This is a genomic window from Mesorhizobium sp. WSM4871, from assembly GCF_055811295.1.
The window spans coordinates 158818-180548 of sequence record NZ_JBVVPU010000001.1; the positions used below are offsets into that span (position 1 = coordinate 158818).

The following is a 21731-nucleotide window of genomic DNA, read 5'->3' on the forward strand; positions in this document are numbered from 1 at the left end:
CCAGCTTAGATCTCAAGCGCTTTCGCGGCACGCTTGAGCAGCGCGCCGCGGTCGAGCGCAAAGCCGGACTCGACCCATTCCTTTTCGAGGTTTTTCAGGGTCTCGCCGAGTTTCGGTCCCGGCGACGCGCCAAGTGCCGTCAGATCGGCGCCCTTGAGCGGAAAGTCCGGCTTTTGCCATTTTCCGGCGTAGGCAAGCAGGCGCGAAAAGCCACCGGCTTCGAGCAGCGCGTCATTGTCCTCGACCGCACGTACCCGAGCGGAAGCGAGCGACAGCCGCAGACGATCGACAAAACCTTGCCGGCCGCCACGGTAGAGTTTCTTGGCGAGTTCCGCTTCGCTGATCCTCGGCTCGATGGCGCCCGTCTGCGCCCACACCCTCAGGCGCTCAGCCTCGCCGCCGGAGAATTTCAGCCGTTCGGCGAGCGTCTTCATGCGCTGGGCGTCCGGCGGCACGATCGCTTCCAGCCTGAGCAGTGGATCTGGCACCCAACCCAGATCCTTTTCGGTCCTGGTCAGTCCGTGAATGGCGTCGATGCCCCATTTCTCGCTCTCCGGCAGGACGCTGGTCAACACGCTGGCCTGGCGCATCCACAGCAAGGCGCGAGACGGATCCGGCGCCGACAGGAACTTCTTCAGTTCGGACCAGATGCGCTCGGCCGAAAGCTGGCCGAGCCCTTCCTTGAGCCGGGCGCAGGCCTTCAGCCCTTCGGCATCCGGCCGGCCGTCGCCATACCAGGCGAAGAAGCGGAAGAAGCGCAGGATGCGCAGATAATCCTCGCGGATGCGGGCTTCCGGATCGCCGATGAAGCGCAGCCGGCGCCCTTCGATGTCGGCGATGCCGCCGACCAGATCGATGACCGTGCCGTTGGCTTCGGCATAGAGCGCGTTGATGGTGAAATCCCGCCGCTCCGCGTCGGCCTTCCAGTCGCGCCCGAACGAAACCTTGGCGCGCCGCCCGTCGGTCTCGATGTCGGCGCGCAAAGTGGTGACTTCATAAGGTTTCCCCCCAGCGACGACTGTTATGGTGCCGTGCTCGATGCCGGTCGGCACCGCCTTGTAGCCCGCCGCCTCGGCCCGGCGGATGGTCTCAGCCGGCAGGCAGGTGGTGGCAATGTCGATGTCGGCAACCGACTGGCCGATGAGCGTGTTGCGCACCGCGCCGCCCGCGACACGCGCCTCCTCGCCGCCCTCCGCCAATATAGCCAGCAGGCGCTGCAGATGCTTGTCGCCGAGCCAGTCGGCCCTGCCCGCGAGGGACACGCGGCCGCTCACGGATAGAGCCTCTCATAGAGCGTGCGGATGATGCCGGCGGTGACGCCCCAGATGCGCTGGCCGCCGTAGGGCATCTCGTAGAAGAACCATTCGAGATCGTTCCACATGCGGCTGTCCCTGGTATGGTTGGCCGGGTCCATCAGGAAGCGCAGCGGCACTTCGAAGGCGGCGTCGACCTCGTCGGAATTCAGGGTCAGGGAAAATCCCGGCCGCACCATTGCCAGCACCGGAGCGATGCGATAGCCACTGCCGGCGACATAATCGGGCATGCGGCCGATGATCTCTATCCAGTCCTGGCCGATGCCGATCTCCTCGAAGGTCTCGCGCAGGGCCGCCGCTTCCGGGCTAGGATCGGTCGCATCGATCGTGCCGCCGGGAAAGGCCACCTGCCCCGAATGATTGCGCAGCTTTTCGGCACGCTTGGTAAGCAGAACCGTGGCGTCGCGACCGTGATCGACCACCGGGATCAGCACGGCGGCATCGCGCAGCGCCTTGACCTGCTTCATCCTGGGATGACCAGGGTTGAAGCGATGGTCGCCGAAATCGTCGGAGGCATGAGCTTGCGGCTGTGCCGCAACGCGGGCTCGAAAATCCTCGGCGGAAAACGGCGTTGGCGTCACCTGGTCCATCACGCGCTCAACCGATTGAGTTTTTCGGCCGACATGATCGGGTAGACCTCGCCCTTCGAGCGCACGGCGAACATCGTCCTGCCGCCGATCTCGATCTCTTCGCCATGTTCGACCAGCTCATACATCACCGGCCGCGCCACCAGCGCTTCCAGACGCCCGCGCACCAGAACATAGGGTTTCAGGCCGCCGGTCGCATCCTCGTCGACGAAGCGCAGTGGATTGCCCGGACCGGCCTCGACCACATCGCCGACATTGGTGCGGAAAGTGATGATCCGTCCATCGCCGCTGCCGGAAACATCCATCTCCACGGCAATGAAGGGCGCATCGACGACACGGATCCCGACCCTTTCCACCGGCGTTACCAGATAGGTCCTGCCGTCTTCGTCCTTGCGCAGCACCGAGGAAAAAAGCTGCACCAGCGGCATGCGGCCGATCGGCGTACCCAGGTAAAACCAGGTGCCGTCCTGCCTGATCTCCATGTCGAGATCGCCGCAGAAGGCCGGATTCCAGCGCTCCACCGGTGCCGGACCCTTGCCGGCGCGGGTCGCGCGGGAGACGAGCGCTTCCAGCCCCCGCGCCTCGGTGGCGGCCGTCAGACTGTCCTGGCGAAGATCGATGCGTTCCGTCATGGTCACGAAATAGTCACTGTTGTTGCGCTTGTCAGCCTAAGTCTGTGATTTAAGTTCAAAGAGGCACGCCACGCGAGGCCGAATCGCGGCATTCTGCGGCACTGTGAGGTGCAAGCCGGTATTTCCAACCAGAAGGATCGATGCTGCATGAGCGTGATGATCAAGGAAAGCCCGATCAGCGAAAAGGACATGATCGCCGATGCCGAGAAGGCGCTGGCCGACATTTCCAGGGTTCGCGATGGCGTTGGCCGCGTCATCTTCGGCCAGGAAAGTGTCGTCGAGCGCACGCTGGTGGCGCTTCTGGCCGGCGGCCACGCCCTGCTGGTCGGCGTGCCTGGCCTCGCCAAGACCAAGCTGGTCGAGACGCTGGGCATCGTGCTCGGCCTCGATTCGCGCCGTATCCAGTTCACGCCCGATCTGATGCCGTCCGACATTCTCGGCTCCGAGGTGATGGAGCAGGATGAATTCGGCAAGCGCTCCTTCCGCTTCATCTCCGGACCGATCTTCGCGCAGCTTTTGATGGCCGACGAGATTAACCGCGCCTCGCCGCGCACCCAGTCGGCGCTGCTGCAGTCGATGCAGGAATACCATGTCACCATCGCCGGCGCCCGCTATGACCTGCCGGCGCCCTTCCACGTGCTGGCGACGCAGAACCCGCTGGAGCAGGAAGGCACCTACCCGCTGCCAGAGGCGCAACTCGACCGTTTCCTGATGCAGGTGGACATCCTCTATCCCGATATCGAAGCGGAGCGCCGCATCCTGCTTGAGACCACCGGCGTCGAGGATGCGAAGGCGCAGAACGTGCTGGAGCCGGCACGGCTGAAGGAGATCCAGACCCTGATCCGCCGCATGCCGGTGCCGGAAAGCGTCGTCGAGGCGATCCTCAAGCTGGTACGCTCGGCGCGTCCCGGCCAGGGCGATGCCGAAACCGACAAGCATGTCGCCTGGGGCCCAGGTCCGCGCGCCAGTCAGGCGCTGACCCTGTGCGCCCGCGCCCGCGCCCTGTATGATGGACGGTTGGCGCCGTCGGTCGACGATATCAGGGCGCTGGCCGAGCCGGTGCTGCAACACCGCATGGCGCTGACCTTCGCGGCTCGCGCCGAAGGCACCACTGTGCGCGACGTGGTGGCGAAACTGGCAAAAGGCATCTGATGGGGCGCATAGGCGAGGTCCAGGCACCGGCTGCGACGCGCGACGCGCTCGCCCGTGGCCGGTTGCGGGCCTCGCTGGTGCCGGACCTGCTGGTCGAGGCGCGCCGCATCGTCAACACGGTGATCGCCGGCTGGCACGGCCGTCGCAAGCGCGGCATCGGTGAGAATTTCTGGCAGTTCCGGCCCTATGTCGAAGGTGATTCCTCGCGCATCGACTGGCGCCGCTCGGCCCGTGACGACCACACCTATGTGCGCGACCGCGAATGGGAAGCCGCCCATACGGTGTGGCTGTGGGCCGACCCTTCGCCGTCCATGCTCTACAAATCGACCGGGGCGACCGTCTCGAAGGAATCGCGCGCGCTGGTGCTGACGCTGGCCATGGCCGAGCTCCTGTCGCGCAGCGGCGAGCGCATCGCCTGGCCTGGCCTGACCGACCCGTTCACCGCCCGCAACGGCGCCGAGCGTATTGCCACCCAACTCGCCCATGCGCCCAACCTGCCGGCAAAGCCGGATCTTTCCGGCATCCGCCGCTTTTGTGACATTGTCCTCGTCAGCGATTTCCTCGATCCGGTCGAGGACACCATGGCCTGGCTCGACGTGCTCGCCCGCCATGGCGTGCGCGCCCATCTGATCGAAGTCGCCGACCCGGCCGAAGAGACCTTCCCCTATGCCGGCCGCACCGAATTCACCGATCCCGAGACCGGCGAAAAGCTGACCGCCGGCCGCGCCGAAACGCTGGGCGATGAATACCGCCTGCTCTACAGCGCCCGCCGCCAGGAGCTGGCCGGCTGGTGCAAGCGGCTTGGCTGGAGCTTCACCGTCAACCACACCGACCGCCTCGCCTCCGAGGCGCTGGTGCGCATCCACATGGCGATGACCGCTGATGGCGGTCATGCCAGGCTGACCGCCGATGGTGGTCGTGCCGGACTGACCGCCGACGGTCGTGCCGGGAGGATCGGCGCATGAGCTGGCTGCCGCTCTCCTTCGGCGCGCCCATGGTGCTGTGGGGCCTCCTGGCATTGCCGGTGATCTGGTGGCTGTTGCGGCTTACGCCGCCCAAGCCGCAGACCGAAACCTTCCCGCCGCTGAAGATCCTGGCCCGCGTGCTGAAGCGCGAGGAAACGCCGCATCAGAGCCCGTGGTGGCTGACGCTGCTCCGGCTGTTGATGGCGGCCCTGGTCGTCGCGGCCCTTGCCGAACCGGTCTTCAATCCACGCGAAAAATTGCCGGCCGAAGGCGCTGCGCTGGCGCTGGTCATCGACAATGACTGGGCCAGTGCCGCCGACTGGGGCAAGCGCGTCGCCACCGCCGAGCGGCTGATCGCCGATGCCGGATCCAATGGCGTGCCGGTCATCATCGCCTTCACCGCCGAAAAGCCGAATGCCGAGATCGGCCCCTTCGACGCCGCTGCCGCCCTCGACAGGCTGCGTGCGGCCAAGCCGCGACCGATCCCGACCGACCGTCCGGCCGTCTATGCCCGCGTCGCGGCGACCCTGGAGAGCTTGCCGGGCACCAGCGTTGCCGTACTCGCCGACGGTCTGGCGGCGAAAGGCGACGAGGCCGCCTTCAACACGCTTCTGTCGAAGAACGCGGCCCGTGTCGTCTGGGCCGTATCCGACCGGCTGACATTGACCGGGCTGACCGGCGCCGACAACCAGGTCGACGGCTTTGCGCTGACCGCGATCCGCGCGCCGGGCGACCCGGCGCCGGCGCAGGTGACCGCAGGCGCCTTTGACGACAAGGGCCGCCGCATCGCCGACGCGACCTTGACCTTCGCGCCGGGCGAGGCCACCGCCACCGGCACGATGGCCGTGCCGTTCGAACTGCGCAACGACTTCGCCTCGATCGCGCTCGACGGCGAGCGCCAGGCCGGCGCCGTGCGCGTGCTCGACGAGAATTCCAAGCGCCGCCGTGTAGGGCTCCTGTCGCAGGCCGAGGCCGATCAGGCGCAGCCGCTTCTGTCGCCGCTCTACTACATCAGACGCGCGTTGCAGCCCTTCGCCGATCTGGTCGAACCATCGAGCGCCGACCTTGCCGACGCCATCCCGCAGCTCCTCGACCAGAAGCCGGCGATGATCGTCATGGCCGATATCGGCACCATTCCCGAGCAGGCGCGGCAAAGGCTAGTCGAGTGGGTCGACAATGGCGGCACGCTGGTGCGCTTCGCCGGCTCGCGGCTGGCCGCCGCCGGCAACGACGACGACCTGCTGCCGGTCCGCTTGCGCACCGGTGAACGCTCGCTCGGGGGCGCGCTGTCATGGACGACCCCGCAGCCGGTCACGGAATTTCCGAAGACCGGCCCCTTCGCCGACCTTGCGCCGCCCGCCGAGGTGACCGTCACCAGGCAAGTCCTGGCTGAGCCGACGCCCGACATCGTCGAGCGCAGCTGGGCGACACTGGCCGACGGCACGCCGTTGGTGACCGGGCTGAAAAAGGGCAAGGGCACGCTGGTCCTGTTCCATGTCACGCCGGAAGCGACGTGGTCGAGCCTGCCGATCTCCGGCAGCTTCGTCGAGATGCTGCGACGCATCGTGCAACTGTCGCGCAACCAGGGCGCGGCGGTCGCCAATGCCGAGGCCGCGGCCACATCGCTGACGCCCTACCGCATGATATCGGCCGACGGCACACTGGTGCCGCCAACGCCCGATGCACGGCCGCTGGTGCCGGGCGCCGGACCACTGCCGGTGACGTTCGAAAACCCGCCCGGCCTCTACGGTTCCGAAACCGGCGTCTTTGCCCACAATCTGCTAAATGCCGAAAGCACCTTCGCACCGCTGGTCCGCCCCGAGATCACCGTGCCGGTCACCACCATTCAGTACGCCGTCGACGAATCGCACGATCTGAAAGGTCCGCTGGTGGCGGCGGCCCTGGCTCTGATGGTGCTCGACACGCTGGCGGTGTTCTGGATGGGCGGCCTGTTTTCGCGCCGGCCGCGCCGTACGCGGGCCGCGGCAACCGCGGGCGCCCTGCTGATTGCGCTCGGCGCCTTGCTCGGCCACCCCGACGTCGCCCGCGCCGACGATGCCAAACCTGGCGACAGCCAGGCGATCGAGGACATTTCGAAGACCCGGATCGCCTATGTGCTGACCGGCGAGCCGGGTGTCGATTCGATCAGCCGCGCCGGGCTCGAAGGCCTGACCCGCTTCCTGATCGAGAAGACAGCGCTCGAACCCGGCGCGCCGGCCGGCGTCGACATCTCCAGGGACGAACTGTCCTTCTATCCGCTAATCTACTGGCCGATCGACCCCACCGCCGCGATGCCGAGCGAGGCGGCGATCGCCCGCATCGACGCCTATATGCAGCAGGGCGGCACGGTTTTGTTCGACACGCGCGACCAGTTCGCCAATGGCATCGGCGCCGATTCGACCAGCCCGGCGACGGAGCGGCTGCGCGACATCCTCGGCAATCTCAACGTGCCACCACTGGAGCCGGTGCCATCGGACCACGTGCTGACCAAATCCTTCTACATCCTGCCCGAGTTTCCCGGCCGCTTCGCCGGCAGCCCGCTCTGGGTCGCGGCCTCGCTCGAAGCCAGCAACACCGAGAACCGCCCGGTGCGTACCGGCGACGGCGTCTCGCCGATCATGATCACCGCCAATGACTTCGCCGGCGCCTGGGCGGTCGACGAGAATGGCGACCCGCTTTTGCCGACCGTGCCGTCGGACCCGATGCAGCGCATCTATGCGCTGCGCGCCGGCGTCAACATCATGATGTACATGCTGACCGGCAACTACAAATCCGACCAGGTGCATGTGCCGGTGCTGCTCGAACGGCTGGGGCAGTAAGATGACGCTCTTTGTTGCGCTCCCTACGCGGATCAACCCTCCCCAAATGGGGGACGGTAAGACATGAACTGGTCGCTCTCCCTCGAACCGCTCATCTCCTGGCCGCTGCTCGTTGCCGTGCTGGCGCCGCTGTTGCTGCTGGCGCTGGTCGGCTTGTGGTTTCGCCAGCGCGGCTCGGTCTTCCGTTTCGCCGCCCTGCTCGCATTGGGCGCTGCCCTCATCAACCCGGTGTTCCTCGACGAGGAGCGCGAGGCTCTGAAGAGCGTCGTCGCCGTCATCGTCGACCGCAGCCAGAGCCAGGACATCGGCGAGCGCACCAGGCAGACCGACGAGGCGCTTGCCGGGCTTCAACAGCGCCTCGCCCGCTTCAAGCAGTTCGACGTGCGCGTCGTCGAGGCCGGGAAGTCGGAAGCCGCCGACGAGCGCACCGAAACCAGGCTGTTCACAGCACTTGAAGGCGCTTTCCGCGACGTGCCGCCTTCGCGCATCGGCGGCTCCATCATGATCACCGACGGCGAGGTGCACGATGCGCCGGCCGGCGCCCCCGACTTCAACGCTCCGCTGCACGCGCTGATCACCGGCAACGACCACGAGAAGGATCGCCGCATCCGCTTCGAGAACGCGCCGCGCTTCGGCCTGGTCGGCAAGCCGCTCGACATGACCTATCGCGTCATCGCCACCGGTAACCAGGCCGGCCAGGTCGATGTCCGCGTCTCGGTCAATGGCGAGCAGGTTGCGGTCGAGCAAGCCACCATCGGCCAGGCCATGCCGTTGCAGGTGACCATCCCCGGCGCCGGCCGCAACATCATCGAACTCGCCATCGACCCCGAGCCGGGTGAACTGACCGACACCAACAACCGCGCCATCGCACTGGTCGACGGTATCCGCGAGAATTTGCGTGTGCTGCTCGTCTCCGGCGAGCCGCATGCCGGCGAGCGCACCTGGCGCAACCTCCTGAAATCCGACGCATCGGTCGATCTCGTTCACTTCACCATTCTGCGGCCGCCGGAAAAGCAGGACGGCACGCCGATCAATGAATTGTCGCTGATCGCCTTTCCGACGCGCGAACTTTTCGTCGAGAGGATCAAGGATTTCGACCTGATCATCTTCGACCGCTATCAGCACCGCGACGTGCTGCCGATCCTCTACTACGACTACATCGCCGAATATGTCGAAAAGGGCGGCGCGTTGCTGATCGCTGCCGGACCTGAATATGCCGGCGAAAGCTCCATTGCCCGCACGCCTCTAATGGCGGCGCTGCCGGCGATGCCGACCGGTGAGGTCGTCGACAAGGCCTTTTATCCGCGCCTCACCGACCTTGGCCAGCGCCATCCGGTGACGCGCGGGCTCGACGGCTCGGCAACCGACCCGCCGCACTGGAGCCGCTGGTTCCGCACCATCGGCGTCGAGAACCCGGAGGGCGAAGTGGTGATGAAGGGCGCCGACAACCGGCCGCTGCTTTTGCTCGACCGCAAAGGCGAAGGCCGCGTCGGCATGCTTCTGTCCGATCAGGGCTGGCTGTGGGCACGCGGCTACGAGGGCGGCGGCCCGCACGTCCAGCTCTACCGGCGCATCGCCCACTGGCTGATGAAGGAGCCTGAACTTGAGGAGGAGCGGCTGACCGCCGAAGGCCGCGGCATGGTGCTGGAAATCCGCCGCCAGACGATGAGCGACGACCCCGGCTCGGCGCAGGTCATCACGCCCTCCGGCAAGGCGCTGATCGTCAAGCTCGAAAAATCCGAGCCCGGCGTTTTCCTCGGCAGCATCGAAACCAACGAGATCGGCCTCTATCAGGTCGGCAACGGCAATTTGACCGCGCTTGCCCATGTCGGCCCGGTCAACGCGCCGGAATTCTCCGACGTCATCTCCACCGAGAACCGGCTGAAAGCGCCGGCGGAAGCCACCGGCGGCAGCGTGCGCCGGCTGGCTCAGCCATCGACGCTCGGCGGTCTCGCCAGCGGCGTGACGCTGCCTTCGATCGTCCCGGTCCGCTCCTCGGGCGCGGCGGCCGGCAACGACTGGATCGGCTTGCGCACCACCGACGACAGCGTGCTGAAGGCCGTCTCGCGTGTGCCGCTGTTCGGCGGCTTCCTCGGCCTCGGCCTGCTGCTGCTGGCCATGGGCTCGATGTGGTACCGCGAGGGAAGATAGCGCTCCCTTACTCTTCCGGCTCCGTCGTGAACATCAGCGGATAACCCTTGGCCTTGCCGGCATCGGTCGCCCGCGCCGCCTTGGTCTCGGCGACATCCCTGGTGAAGACGGCGACGACACAGACGCCGCGCTGGTGCGCGGTGATCATCACCCGCCGCGCCTGGTCTTCACTCAGCTTGAACTCACCCTTCAGCACCGTCACCACGAATTCGCGTGGGGTGAAATCGTCATTGACCAGGATGACCTTGTACAGCTTCGGCCGTTCGGTCTTCGGTTGCGTCTTGGTTCGGGGTTTTGTCGTGATTTCAGGCATCGGAACCGGCAGTTGCGTGCGAGAACGTCGCTGTCACTCTGGCATGGGCGAAAGCGATCGTCCATTTTGAACGACGCAAACCGCCCCTCCCGGCGGGGCGCGGCCATTCACAAGTCCGTGGGCTTTGTGGGAACTATCAGCCGCGGTTCAACGGCCCTGACGACCGAAGCTCCGGCGAACCGGAAATTGCCGCGCGGTCGGGACGGGCAAGGCGCTTTTTCTGGGCTCGGCCGCATCCGTCCGCCGTTCCAGCCAGGCAGCGACCGGCCACGCGACAAAGCAGATCAGCACCGTACTGGTGAGCACGATGAGCAGCACGGTCTGCCAGGCGGTGATGTAGTCCCAATCGGTGGAAATCGCTGGCGCGAACAAAGCCGGCTCAATGCGCCCGCTGGCCGGATCTGGGACCGGGCTGGCGGTCAACTGGATCAGCACCTTGGCCAAGGCGGTAACCACCAGCCCGCCAATGACCATCGAGCGCAGAATGGACGAAAGCCGCTTGTTCATGCGGATGTCCTACCGGGCCGGCATTGCGATCGGGTTAAAATCAACGGTTGCTAATGAACCGGTGCGGAGGGCCGGGGCTCGTCTCGGACCTTGGCTCCTCGCAAAAAAAGACGACCGCTCCAGGCAATTTGCAACTGGAGCGGTCCTCTCTCAAAAGATGGTCGGCCGAAATCAGGCCTTCGGAGCCGCCTTCGGAGCAACCTTCTTGTGCTTCTTGACCTTCTTGACGGTCTTCTTGGCAGAGACCTTCTTCGGGGCTGCCTTCATTGGCGTAGCAGTCGTGGTCGTCGCAGCCGCGGTCGTGGCAGCAGCGTTGGCGCTGGTCGTGCCGAGGACCGGCATCGAGAAGGCGAGCGCGATGGCGAGACCGAGGGCGGAGAGGAGGGACTTTTTCATGGCTTCACTTCCTTTTTGTTGCAGATCGAATTTGAGCGTCACTGAACGGGGTCGATCGGTGTCACTCCAAGCAGCTTCAAAGCGTTTGCGAGCATCCGGATTCCCTGTGCCTGTTTCTTGTTGGCGCAGTACCGGTTTCCCTTTCTTTGAAGTGCCTTCGCCGCGGCGACCTGCGTTGCCGTGGCATGGGTTTCGAGGGCTTGGTCGAATTGACGGCTCAGATCGCTGCAACGCTCGCTGCGGGTGATGGCCGCCTTTGTATTGGCCACCTTTGCATCGGCCACCTTTGCATCGGATTGTTCGACCACGGCCGTGACGAGCGAAATGCCGAGCAACGCACCCATCAGGCTGATCGAGAACCTTTGCATTGGTTTGTCCGTAATCCCGTAACGCGTGTCGCAGCCGGTAACCTGACCGCCACGGCACCACTTATGCCCTTGATTTTTTTCGGGAGTTTTTCCGAACTGTAGAATTTTGTTTCTGGATTGTTTCCGGCAGTCCGCCCCAAGCCCCATTATCGCCACTGGCCAACATCTGGCCTGAATTCTATCGTGAGGGTGGGATGGGCAAACGTCGGTTTCGGCCGCAATGACGACAGGGTTCCAGTGAAATCCGACGCACACATACTGATCGTCGACGACGACAAGGGCATCCGCGACCTGCTTCAGGAGTTTTTCCAGAAGCGGGGGCTGCACACCTCCGTCGCCGCCGACGGCACCGAGATGGAAACCATCCTGCGCCGGGCCCAGGTGGACCTTATCGTTCTCGACGTCATGCTGCCCGGAAAGAGCGGGCTGGAACTCTGCCGCGAACTTCGCGCCAATTATGCGACACCCATCATCATGCTGACCGCGGTGAACGAGACGACCGACCGGGTGGTCGGGTTGGAGATGGGCGCCGACGACTATGTGCCCAAACCCTTCGATCCGCGCGAGCTGCTGGCGCGGATCCGCGCCGTGCTGAGGCGCAACGGCGCCGCCGAGCCGCGCCGGCCTAGCTCGAAACAGATCTATCATTTCGCCGGCTGGACGATGGACTGTTCGCGCCGCCGGCTGATGGCACCGGGCGACGTCAGGGTCGAGCTGACGATGGCCGAGTTCAACCTGTTGCAGACTTTCGTCAGGAGCGCGCAGCGCGTGCTGAGCCGCGAGCAGCTCATCGAACTGTCGGGCGGCGACAGCGGCTACAGCTTCGACCGCAGCGTCGACATTCTGGTCAGCCGGCTGCGCCGCAAGATGGAGGACGACCCGAAAACGCCGAAGCTGATCCTGACGGTGCGCAGCGGCGGCTACCAGTTCCTGCCCGAAACGACCTCCGAATGAGACGCATCTTGCCGCAAACCCTGCCGGTCTGGGTTCTGCTCATCGTCATTGCCGGCCTGCTGATCAGCCAGGTCGCGACCCTCTACATCGTCTCGCGCGACCGCGCCGCCGCCAATGATGTGGTCGATCTCTACCGGCTCAACGACCGTGCCTTCTCGCTTGTCCAGCTGATGCATGACGCGGCGCCCGAAGAGCGCAAGTCCATCGCGTCGGGCCTGTCCAACGCAACCTATGCGCTCACCGTATCGGACACGCCCGCCGTCACCTCGTCGATCGCCGGCGATGACGAACTGGCCGAACTGGAAGACATATTGGTCGGGCGGCTGTCCAAATTCGGTGTCACCGATGCACGGGTCCGGCGCGACCCGGCGACGCGCGAAGCCGACGATGCCGGAGGCCAGGTCGAGCGTCGCGATATCGGCCAGGTCGAGCGCGACCTCCTGGTGCTGGCGGCCGATTTCGCCCAGAGTGAAAAGCTGACTGCCTCGCTGCGCTTTGCCGACGGCCAATGGCTGAACTTCACCGAGCCGAACACGCCGGTCGGCCCGATATTGAGCGTCGACAGCCTGCCTCTCTATGCCCTGATCGCCGGGCTGGTGGTGATCTCTTCAATCTGGTCGCTGCGCCGGCTGACCGCGCCCTACCGGACGATGGAAACCGCGGTGAAGCGGATCGGCTACGACCTCAAGAGCCCGCCGATCGCCGAGACCGGCAGCCGCGAGGTCCGTACCGCCGCCAGGGCGGTCAATGCCATGCAGGCAAGGCTGCGCGACTATGTCGAGGATCGCGAACATCTAGCCGCGGCGCTGGCGCATGATTTGCGCACGCCGCTGACCAGGATGCGGCTGCGCCTCGAACTGCTGAGGAAATCGACCGCGCGCGAGGCGCTGGCGCACGACCTTGCCGACATTGAAGAGATTGCCAGCTCCGTCATCGACTTCGCCACTTTCGAGGTGACCGAGGAAAAGAGTGAGAGGATCGATTTCTGGTCGCTGGTGGAATCGATCGCCGACGGCTTCGAGCAGGTTTCGTTCGACAATGAGGACACGCGCTCGCGCGGCCTGATCTGCATCGCGCGCCCGGTCGCGCTGCGGCGCTGCGTCACCAATCTCGTCCAGAACGCCGTCACTTACGGCAAGAAGGCGCATCTCAGCCTGCAACAATCAGGCAAGATCATCACGCTGGCGATCCGCGACGAGGGGCCAGGCATACCGCAGGCCGAGCTCGACGCCGTGTTCGGCTCGTTCGTGCGCCTGGAACAGTCGCGCAACCGCCAGACGGGCGGCCTTGGCCTCGGCCTGACCATCGCCCGCAACATCGCCCGCGCCGCCGGCGGCGAGGTCAGCCTGTCCAATCATCCTGGCGGCGGCCTGCTGACCGAGCTGAGATTGCCGCTGGCGGCGTAGGCCGAACTGGTGGAATACTACCTGCGCAAAACCGCGCTCAGCACGTCCCTGATGCCGATGGCGCCGACGAAGCGCGACTGGTCGTCGAACAGCGCCACCGGCGCCGTCTGCGAGCGGTGCATGGCCAGCATCACCGTCTTCAGCGAGGTGCCGGGGTTGGCCCAGAACACCTGGGCGGCCTCTTCCGGCTGGCCCTCGACATCGGCGCAGGAGACCCACACCGCCGGCTTGCCGTCGCGTTCTGCCGCCGCCACCAGCCCGTGCTCGTCGATCTTGAAGCGCGTCGTCTTGCGCCGGTCGAGCCACACCCAGCCATCCTTGCCGTGTTCGAGGTCGCGGCGGTCGCGCATTACGTTCCACGCCGTCAGGACGGAGAGCGGATTCACATTGGCGATGAAGTCGCGCACATAATCGTTGGCGGGCCTGAGCACGATGTCTTCCGGCGCGCCGGTCTGCACGATGCGCCCGCCCTCCATGATGGTGATGTGGCTGCCGATCTTCAGCGCCTCCTCGAGGTCGTGGCTGACGAAGATGATGGTCTTCTTCAGCTCGGCCTGAAGCTGCAGCAATTCGTCCTGCAGCTTGGTGCGGATCAGCGGATCGAGCGCCGAGAACGGCTCGTCCATCAACAGGATCGGCGCTTCGGTGGCAAAGGCGCGCGCCAGCCCGACACGCTGCTGCATGCCGCCGGAAAGCTCATGGGCGTATTTCTTCGCCCACTGATCGAGATTGACCAGCTTAAGCTGGCGCTGCACGCGCTCCTTGCGCTCGGCTTCCGGCATGCCGGCGAGTTCGAGACCGAGCCCGACATTCTCCTCCACCGTGCGCCACGGCAAAAGGCCGAACTGCTGGAAGACCATCGCCACCTGCTTTTGCCGCAGTCTTCTCAACGTCGCCTCGTCGCAGGTGACGACATCGACCGTGCCGTCGCCGTCCTTGACCAGAACCTGGCCGCGCGAAACCACGTTCAGCCGGTTGACGGCCCTGAGCAGCGTCGACTTGCCCGAGCCGGACAGGCCCATGAGCACGGAGATCTCGCCCTCATGCACGGTGAGGCTGGCGCCTGCGCAACCCAGCACATTGCCGGTCTTTTCGAGGATCTCGGCGCGGGTGGCGCCGCTGTCGATGAGCGCCAGCGACCCGGCCTGGTCGGCGCCGAAGACGATATCGACATTCCTGAAATCGACGGCGACGGTCATTTCTTGCCTCCAACGCCAATACGGGTCATCCGGTCGAGCACGATGGCGAGCACGACGATGGCCAGGCCGGCCTCGAGCCCGAGGTCGATCCTGCGCGAGCCGAGCGCCCGGTTGATTTCGGTGCCGAGGCCGCCCGCGCCGATCAGGGCGGCGAACACCACCATCGACAGCGACAGCATGATCGACTGCGTGAGCCCCGCCATGATGGTGGGCAGCGCAGAAGGCAGTTCGACCTTCCACAGCAGCTGTCTTTTGGTGGCACCGAAGGCCTCACCGGCCTCGACGATCGATTTCGGCACCGAAGTGACGCCGAGATGGGTGAGCCGGACCGAGGTCGGGATGACGAAGATGATGGTGACGATGAGGCCGGGCGCGTTGCCGAGCCCGAACAGGGTCAGCACCGGGATCAGGTAGACGAAGGTCGGCAGCGTCTGCATCAGGTCGAGCACCGGCAGCATGAAGCGGTAGACCTTCGGCTTGTGCGCGGCCCAGATGCCGAGCGGCACGCCGATGGCCATCGAGGCGGCGGCGGCGGCAACCACCAGCACCAGCGTCTCCACCGTCTGTTTCCAGAGGTTCTGGTTGAGGATGAACAGCAGGCCGAGGAAGACGGCGAGCGCCAGGCCCTTCGAGCGCTGCAGGAAATAGGCTAGCATAGCGATCAGAGCGATGAGCAGGACAGGCGGCAGCAGCAGTAGCCCGTCGACGATGCCGTCGAGCAGGACGTTGAGGCTGTTCGAAAAAGCCCTGAAGACGGTGTTGAAATTGTCGGTAAGGAAACCGAAGAAGGCCTTTCCCCAGGCTCCTATGGGGATCTTGTAACTGACCAGGAATTTGGAAATCGGATCCATCTCGCCCCTCTTCGCCGAGTGCCGCCCTTGCCGGACGGTCATCTTGTCACAGGCTATGAAAAAGGGCAGCCTTTTCTACAGCGGCTGCCCTTCTTGATCCGGTCATGCCGGATGCAGAGTCGGCTCAGCTTCCGAGCGCGGTCTTCACGGCCGCAGCCGCATCGCCGCCATCGAAAGTGGTCACGCCGGCAATCCAGGGGGTGACCGCGTCCGGGTTTTTCTTCAACCAGTCGGTCGCGACCGTGTTGGCGTCGCCACCCTTGAGGATGGCGTCCATCATCTCGCCTTCCATGTCCAGGTTGAACTTCAAATTGGCGATGAACTTGCCGGCATTCGGGCATTCGGTCATGTAGCCCTTGCGCACATTGGTGCTGACGGTGGCGGCGCCGAAGCCGCTGTCGCCCATGCCGTCGAGGTAGGTTATCTTCATGGCGCCCATCACCGGATGCGGCGTCCAGCCGAGGAAGGCGATCCATTCATTGTTCTTCATCGACTGCTCGGCCTGGGTGAGCATGCCGGCCTCCGAGGATTCGACCAGTTCAAAGCCTTCGAGATTGTCGGCCGGGTTCTTGATCATGTCGAGGATGATCCGGTTGCCGTCATTGCCGGCCTCGATGCCGTAGATCTTGCCGTCGAACTTGTCCTTGAACTTGCCGAGGTCGGTCAGCGTCTTGACGCCGGCATCCGCCACATAGGTCGGCACGACGATGCCGTAACCGGCGCCGCTGAGGTTTTCGCTGACGGTCTCGACCGAGCCGTCGGCGGTGTAGTCCTTGATGTCGTTGGTCATCGACGGCATCCAGTTGCCGAGGAAGACGTCAAGGTCCTTGTTCTTCAGCGACGCATAGGTCACCGGCACCGAAAGCTGAATCACCTGCGGCTCGTAGCCGAGCGCGGTGAGCAGCACCGAGGCGACGCCGGTCGTCGCCTGGATGTCGGTCCAGCCGACATCGGAAAGACGTACCGCCTTGCAGCTTTCCGGATCGCTGGCGAAAGCGGCACTGGTGGACAGGAAAGCCGCCAGGCCAAGACCGGCGACGAAGGAATTCATGCGCGACATGTTTATTTCTCCCATTTCGATTCTTTGACAAAGCGGATTTCTTGCGCCCACCTTTGTTTTATCAGCCAAACACCATTCTGGTGCAGTTTCAAGCACTAAGACAATCACGATCAACGGCGCTGGCTGGCCGATCAGCGACACGCTTGCCGCATTTTAGGCAGGGTTTCTCCGATGGATTGCTCTTTTCCGGTGGAATGCAGGGACGCCCCCTCCCCGCGCCAGGACAAGTCGGCTTAAAAGGGCGGCATGGCCAAGCTTTACTTCCACTATGCGACGATGAATGCCGGCAAGACGACGATGCTCCTGCAGGCCTCGTACAATTACCGTGAGCGCGGCATGAAGACGATGCTGTTCGTCGCCGGCCATTACCGCAAGGGCGATACCGGGCTGATCTCGTCGCGCATCGGCCTGGAGACCGAAGCCGAGATGTTCCGCGATGGCGACGATCTGTTCGCTCGCGTCGCCGAGCATAATGACCATACGAGGGTGCATTGCGTCTTCGTCGACGAGGCGCAATTCCTTGAGGAGGAGCAGGTGTGGCAGCTAGCCCGCATCACCGACCGGTTGAACATCCCGGTCATGTGCTACGGCCTGCGCACCGATTTCCAGGGCAGGCTGTTTTCCGGTTCGAGCGCGCTGCTCGCCATCGCGGACGAATTGCGCGAGGTGCGCACCATCTGCCGCTGCGGCCGCAAGGCAACGATGGTGGTGCGCCTCGGCCCGGACGGCAAGGTGGCAAGGCAGGGCGAACAGGTGGCGATCGGCAAGGACGTCTATGTCTCGCTCTGCCGCCGCCATTGGGAAGAGGAAATGGGCCGCGCCGCGCCCGGCGACTTCATCGGTTTCACCAAGGGCTGAAAGCCTGACCGCTACCTATTCCGGTTTCATTCGTCTCCGATTACGATGCGTGCGGGGGCGGCATGAAAATTCTGCAATTCACGGTCGATTGTCCGTTTCCGCCGGTCTCCGGCGGCGAGATCCGGAACGCCGCCAATGCGCGGGCGCTGGCAACACTGGGCGAGGTCCTGACCGTGAGCTTCACCGGCGCGCCGGCGCCCGCGACGCCGCCAAATATCCGGCACCGGATCATCGAGGCGGCCCGTGGCCGCGGCCCCTGGCACAGACGCAGCCCGCACCCGACCGTGCATATAGTCCCGGCCGATGAACTGACCGAAGCAGCCTCGATCTGGAAAGCGTTCGCGCCCGACCTCGTGGTGATCGAAGACATCGCGCTTTCGCAATTGCTGGCGCTGGCGCATGAGCACGGCGGACAGACCGTCATCGATCTGCACAATGTCGATTCGCGCACGGTGGCGGAACGCATCGGATCGCTGTACCTGTGGCAGCGCTGGTGGCGCTTTCGCCAGCACCGCCGCAAGATCGTCCAGGCACGCGAAGCGGATATCTTGGCCGCAAGCACTGCCGACCAGGTCTGGGTCTGCTCGGAAGCGGACCGGGCGACGCTGCTGGCGCTGGGACCGGCCGGCAGCGGCAAGCCGCCGGGCAACAAGATGATCGACATCAAGGTGATCGCCAATCCCATCCCCGACGAAACAGTGCTCTCCCTGCCGATTGCCACCCGGCGCTACGAAGAGCTCCGCCTCTGCTTCATCGGCCATCTCGGCTATTTCCCCAACATCGACGCGGTCAAGCAGATCGGCCGCGAGATGGCGCCGCGCCTGGCGGCATCCGGTCAGCCATGGTCGATCATCGTAGCCGGCAGGAATGCGCGCGATATCGTGCGCCATGTCTGCGCAACGCACGGGCTGCATCTCATCGAAAACCCGCCGCAGGTGCCGGATCTGCTTGGCCGTGCCGGTTATGCGCCGATGCCGCTCAGGTTCGGCGGTGGAACCCGCATCAAGGTGCTGGAAGCGATGGCCGCGGGACTGGTCGTCTGCGCAACGGAAAAGGCTGTCGAGGGGCTCGGGCTCGAAGCCGGCACGCACTTCCTGTCCGGCCGCGACACCGGCGAGCTGGCCGCGAAGATCACGGCACTCGCCGCGGAGCCGCAACGGGCCGCCGCGATGGCCGACGCCGGCCGGGCCTTCGTACGCGACAGGCATTCACTGGCCGCGATCGAACAGACGATCCAGCAGGCCGTCAAAGGTCTACCGGGTTGAGCCTGTCTACCGCAATCCCGCCATCATGCGGCGTTTGTTAAGGGCCTCGGCCTAACTAGGTCTTCAGCCAGAACTTGTCGGGATCAGCGATGTTTCGAGCCATTTCGTCCGCCGGTGTCTTTCTCCTTGCCGGCATTCTTGCCGCGCATGCCGGCGGCGACGCCGCACTCGGCAAGAAGGTCTTCAACCGGTGCCTGGCCTGCCACGAGGCAGCGACCGACCGCGACAAGGTCGGCCCGCATCTGATGGGCGTCGTCGGCCGCACCGCCGGCACGGCGCAGAGCTTCCTCAGCCGCTATTCGCAGGCGATGAAGGATGCGGGCGCCGCCGGCATGGTCTGGGACGAGGCGAACCTTGCCGAATATCTGCGCGCGCCACGGCAAAAGGTCCCCGGCAACAAGATGGGCTTCACCGGCCTGACCAGCGACGACGATATCGCCAATGTCATTGCCTATCTCAAGGCCGATCCCAAGCCCTGATCCGTCCTGAGACACGCGATGGTCGCCTTTGACGATCAAGCAATCGCCGGCCCACTACTTTGAATTTCCTGACGTCTTGTCTCTTGCGCCTTCCCTTCCCCCCATGCCGCACATATATTCGCGGCGGGTTGCGACACGAAACTGATGCCGAAGCGGGAGGCCTCCATGGCGACATTGCAGAATTTCGATGCCGAAATTGCCAAGACCAAGCAGGTCGTGCAGGACATGCGCACCAAGATCGAGCAATCCGGCACCGTGCTCGACACGCTCGCCAAGGCCGACAAGAAGATCGGCGACGCCGATTTCGACATCGAGAATGCCCGCATCGAGGATGTGCTGAAGCAGCAGAAGGTGATGGAAGGCAACATCGCCGACCTGATCATCGGGCTGGAGGACGCCACCAACGTCTTCGGCGCTGAATTCGAGAGCATGAAGAACTACACCGGCTGGGAGAACTTCATCGGCATCTTTTCCAGCCAGAGCAAGCAGCGCATGCGCACCGACCGTGTCCGCAACATGTCGCTGGCCGGCAATCTGCAGGAGCTGTTGGCGAAATCCGACACCATCGTTGGCATCCTCAAGGCGCAGAAGGACGTTCTCGACCAGCGCTACAAGACCTCCGAGGCCAGCCTCGCGCAGGTGATCGAGCGCCGCAAGACCACCATGTCCAATCTCGAGGCCGTCCAGAAGCGCATCGAGGAATTGAACCCGATGCTGCTCGATATCGAGAACAAGATCGCCGCCTCGACCAGTCAGAAGGAGCGCACGCAGCTTGAAGGCGAGCGCTCGAAAATGGCTACGGAATACAATGAGAAGCAGGCCAAGGAGCAGGAGCTGCTGGCCGAGAGCCAGACGCTGGAACGCTATACCTCGATGTTCCAGACCTTCGTCGATTCGCTCAACAACCAGATCGCGGCGCAGTCGACGCTGATCAACAAGCTGACCATCGATACCGAGCAGCGCATCGTGCTCTACAAGGCGCTGGAAGATTCGCTGAAGACCGCCGCCCAGCAGGACGTCGCGCACAAGATCAACACGCTGGGCAGCCAGGTCGACAACACCGCCGAAGAAACCATGGCCGGCATCGGGGCTGCCTCGCAGAAGCACATTGGCGATCTCCTCGAAATGCACGAGAAGAATATGGTGGCGACCGCCGACATCCAGCGCCGCAAGAAGCTCGCCGACGATGCCTTCGCCCGCCGCTTCGACGACGTGATGAAGAAGCACAATTCGGCCAACTACGTGCAGTCGTAATTGCTGCACGCGGATCGCACTCTAAGGCTGGCTGCATGACCCCCGAAAACGAAGCCGCGGCGCGCTATTTCTCGGCGATCACGGCGGCGCTCAGCGGCCTCGAAGTGTTCATGCGCGACGACCGCTCGCCGCTCTACCGGCACGGCATCGTCGCCAGGATCGTCGCCGAATACATTGCGCGGCTCGACAAGTCCTTTTCCTGCTGGCGCAACCGGCTGGGTTTCATGGACACGTTCCGCATTTCGCGTGCCGAAAGCGGCTTTCCGGTCTTCCAGAACCTGCTCGAGCTGGAGAATGACCGTCGCCAGGCCGATGCGCGGCTTGCCAACATCCCGCTGGCCGGCGAGTTGCGCGAGGAAATGGCCGACTTCATCCTGCGCCACAAGGAATTCCCCGCAGCGCTGCAGAAGTCGATGGCGGAACGGCTCTATCTTGAGGACGTGAAGAGCGAGACCACCTTCGGCCCGTTTACATTGGCGCAGACAGCCAAGGTCTCGGTCAATCCGAAAACGGGGCGGCCCTATTATCTCGTCCATTGGGCTGCCTTCGACGGCAGCGCCAACCTGCCGCTGGTCTACATGGTGACGGTCGAGGATTCCTCCGAGACGATGATCCGCCAACTCGTCGACGACACCGGCAAGCTCAACGACAAGGTGGACATCCCACTGCCGGTCGACGGCCTGCTCAACCCCGAGCTTGCCCATCGCTTCGACGACTTCACCGAAAAGAACTCGGCCTATACGCTGTCGCCGGCGACAATCGCCGTCAATCTCGACAAGGATTTCGAACCGCTCCACCCCAAGCAGCTGCGCCGTGTCGTGCTCGGCCCCTTCTATTCGGCGGGGATCACCGACAACAATTCGACGGTCACCGAGGTGCTGGCCAAGGTGCGCAAGCCGGAAAACGCCTGGCTGCTTACCTGGACCATCCAGGAAGTCTATTCGAAAGCCGAGAAACCCGGTCGCAAGGGCCTGTTTTCGAGCGAGAAGACGACGCAGGAATTCTTCATCAACACCGACGATCTGGAGGCCGCACGCCAGGGCGTGTCGAGCTACGAGAACCATGCGCTGATCCCGCACGAGGCCTATCAGGCGCTCTACGCCGCCGGCGAGGCGCAGAAGATCTTTTCCGGCTACAAGGTCCACATCCTGTCGAAGGGACAGGTCATCAGCGACGTCTGACCGTCGAACCGCGGAGCATCC

General features: G+C 64.5%; 21 protein-coding genes. 11 read left to right on the forward strand and 10 right to left on the reverse strand.

All coding sequences use genetic code 11. The features are described 5' to 3' along the window. Positions 1 to 5: 5 nt before the first annotated feature. The 3 genes from AC0L2H_RS00860 to AC0L2H_RS00870 are packed head-to-tail and all read right to left on the reverse strand — an operon-like array spanning position 6 to position 2532. Positions 6 to 1274: a CCA tRNA nucleotidyltransferase gene (locus AC0L2H_RS00860; protein ID WP_473588418.1), complete on the reverse strand. Its 1269-nt coding sequence runs from the start codon at positions 1272 to 1274 to the stop codon at positions 6 to 8. After that, the gene (locus AC0L2H_RS00865; RefSeq protein WP_473588419.1) at positions 1271 to 1903 is read right to left on the reverse strand and encodes a CoA pyrophosphatase; all 633 of its coding nucleotides are present in this window, start codon (positions 1901 to 1903) and stop codon (positions 1271 to 1273) included. Before AC0L2H_RS00865 ends, AC0L2H_RS00860 begins: the two co-directional genes overlap by 4 nt. Further along, positions 1903 to 2532 (reverse strand): DUF1285 domain-containing protein, encoded by a 630-nt coding sequence (locus tag AC0L2H_RS00870; protein WP_473588863.1) that lies wholly within the window; start codon positions 2530 to 2532, stop codon positions 1903 to 1905. The genes AC0L2H_RS00865 and AC0L2H_RS00870 overlap by 1 nt, the downstream gene beginning before the upstream one ends. Before the next feature lie 147 nt (positions 2533 to 2679). Here AC0L2H_RS00870 and AC0L2H_RS00875 point away from each other — a divergent pair, with 147 nt between their 5' ends. From AC0L2H_RS00875 to AC0L2H_RS00890, 4 genes are all read left to right on the forward strand, one after another. Then, complete coding sequence (locus AC0L2H_RS00875) at positions 2680 to 3684, forward strand: AAA family ATPase (RefSeq protein ID WP_473588420.1); 1005 nt, start codon at positions 2680 to 2682, stop codon at positions 3682 to 3684. Beyond that, positions 3684 to 4649 carry a DUF58 domain-containing protein gene (locus AC0L2H_RS00880; RefSeq protein ID WP_473588421.1) on the forward strand — a complete coding sequence of 322 codons (966 nt, stop codon included), beginning with the start codon at positions 3684 to 3686 and terminating at the stop codon, positions 4647 to 4649. Before AC0L2H_RS00875 ends, AC0L2H_RS00880 begins: the two co-directional genes overlap by 1 nt. Beyond that, positions 4646 to 7468 (forward strand): DUF4159 domain-containing protein, encoded by a 2823-nt coding sequence (locus AC0L2H_RS00885; protein ID WP_473588422.1) that lies wholly within the window; start codon positions 4646 to 4648, stop codon positions 7466 to 7468. The genes AC0L2H_RS00880 and AC0L2H_RS00885 overlap by 4 nt, the downstream gene beginning before the upstream one ends. Positions 7469 to 7531: 63 nt before the next feature. Then, a complete protein-coding gene (locus AC0L2H_RS00890) occupies positions 7532 to 9619 on the forward strand; it encodes a hypothetical protein (protein ID WP_473588423.1) in 2088 nt (695 codons plus the stop codon). A gap of 7 nt (positions 9620 to 9626) precedes the next feature. Here the strand turns inward: AC0L2H_RS00890 and clpS are convergent, their stop codons facing one another. From clpS to AC0L2H_RS00910, 4 genes are all read right to left on the reverse strand, one after another. Then, positions 9627 to 9932, reverse strand: coding sequence for an ATP-dependent Clp protease adapter ClpS (gene clpS, locus AC0L2H_RS00895; protein WP_008877717.1), 306 nt, complete (start codon positions 9930 to 9932; stop codon positions 9627 to 9629). Between the two features lie 147 nt (positions 9933 to 10079). Continuing rightward, on the reverse strand, positions 10080 to 10439 hold the full coding sequence (locus AC0L2H_RS00900) for a hypothetical protein (RefSeq protein ID WP_473588424.1): 360 nt from the start codon (positions 10437 to 10439) through the stop codon (positions 10080 to 10082). Positions 10440 to 10610: 171 nt separating this feature from the next. Further along, positions 10611 to 10835, reverse strand: a complete 225-nt coding sequence (locus AC0L2H_RS00905; RefSeq protein WP_473588425.1) for a hypothetical protein — start codon at positions 10833 to 10835, stop codon at positions 10611 to 10613. Between the two features lie 38 nt (positions 10836 to 10873). Beyond that, on the reverse strand, positions 10874 to 11203 hold the full coding sequence (locus tag AC0L2H_RS00910; RefSeq protein WP_473588426.1) for a hypothetical protein: 330 nt from the start codon (positions 11201 to 11203) through the stop codon (positions 10874 to 10876). 237 nt (positions 11204 to 11440) lie between these two features. Here AC0L2H_RS00910 and AC0L2H_RS00915 point away from each other — a divergent pair, with 237 nt between their 5' ends. After that, positions 11441 to 12157, forward strand: a complete 717-nt coding sequence (locus tag AC0L2H_RS00915; RefSeq protein ID WP_473588427.1) for a response regulator — start codon at positions 11441 to 11443, stop codon at positions 12155 to 12157. After that, a complete protein-coding gene (locus AC0L2H_RS00920) occupies positions 12154 to 13563 on the forward strand; it encodes an ATP-binding protein (protein ID WP_473588428.1) in 1410 nt (469 codons plus the stop codon). The genes AC0L2H_RS00915 and AC0L2H_RS00920 overlap by 4 nt, the downstream gene beginning before the upstream one ends. A 17-nt stretch (positions 13564 to 13580) precedes the next feature. Here AC0L2H_RS00920 and choV read toward each other — a convergent pair whose 3' ends face one another. The 3 genes from choV to AC0L2H_RS00935 form a co-directional block, all read right to left on the reverse strand. Next, positions 13581 to 14762, reverse strand: coding sequence for a choline ABC transporter ATP-binding protein (gene choV / locus AC0L2H_RS00925; protein ID WP_473588429.1), 1182 nt, complete (start codon positions 14760 to 14762; stop codon positions 13581 to 13583). Then, complete coding sequence (gene choW / locus AC0L2H_RS00930; RefSeq protein WP_473588430.1) at positions 14759 to 15613, reverse strand: choline ABC transporter permease subunit; 855 nt, start codon at positions 15611 to 15613, stop codon at positions 14759 to 14761. Before choW ends, choV begins: the two co-directional genes overlap by 4 nt. A 124-nt stretch (positions 15614 to 15737) precedes the next feature. Then, a complete protein-coding gene (locus AC0L2H_RS00935) occupies positions 15738 to 16673 on the reverse strand; it encodes a choline ABC transporter substrate-binding protein (protein ID WP_473588431.1) in 936 nt (311 codons plus the stop codon). A 246-nt stretch (positions 16674 to 16919) separates the two neighbouring features. Between AC0L2H_RS00935 and AC0L2H_RS00940 the strand changes: the two genes are divergently transcribed. The 5 genes from AC0L2H_RS00940 to AC0L2H_RS00960 all read left to right on the forward strand — a co-directional run bounded on the left by AC0L2H_RS00940 (position 16920) and on the right by AC0L2H_RS00960 (position 21710). Next, entirely contained in the window at positions 16920 to 17531 is a 612-nt protein-coding gene (locus AC0L2H_RS00940) for a thymidine kinase (RefSeq protein WP_473588432.1), read from the forward strand. Positions 17532 to 17593: 62 nt separating this feature from the next. Next, positions 17594 to 18796 carry a glycosyltransferase gene (locus AC0L2H_RS00945; RefSeq protein WP_473588433.1) on the forward strand — a complete coding sequence of 401 codons (1203 nt, stop codon included), beginning with the start codon at positions 17594 to 17596 and terminating at the stop codon, positions 18794 to 18796. Positions 18797 to 18885: 89 nt separating this feature from the next. Further along, positions 18886 to 19275 carry a c-type cytochrome gene (locus tag AC0L2H_RS00950; protein WP_473588434.1) on the forward strand — a complete coding sequence of 130 codons (390 nt, stop codon included), beginning with the start codon at positions 18886 to 18888 and terminating at the stop codon, positions 19273 to 19275. Positions 19276 to 19440: 165 nt separating this feature from the next. Continuing rightward, complete coding sequence (locus AC0L2H_RS00955; RefSeq protein WP_473588435.1) at positions 19441 to 20529, forward strand: hypothetical protein; 1089 nt, start codon at positions 19441 to 19443, stop codon at positions 20527 to 20529. Positions 20530 to 20564: 35 nt separating this feature from the next. Then, entirely contained in the window at positions 20565 to 21710 is a 1146-nt protein-coding gene (locus AC0L2H_RS00960) for a hypothetical protein (RefSeq protein ID WP_473588436.1), read from the forward strand. The last annotated feature ends 21 nt before the right edge of the window (positions 21711 to 21731 follow it).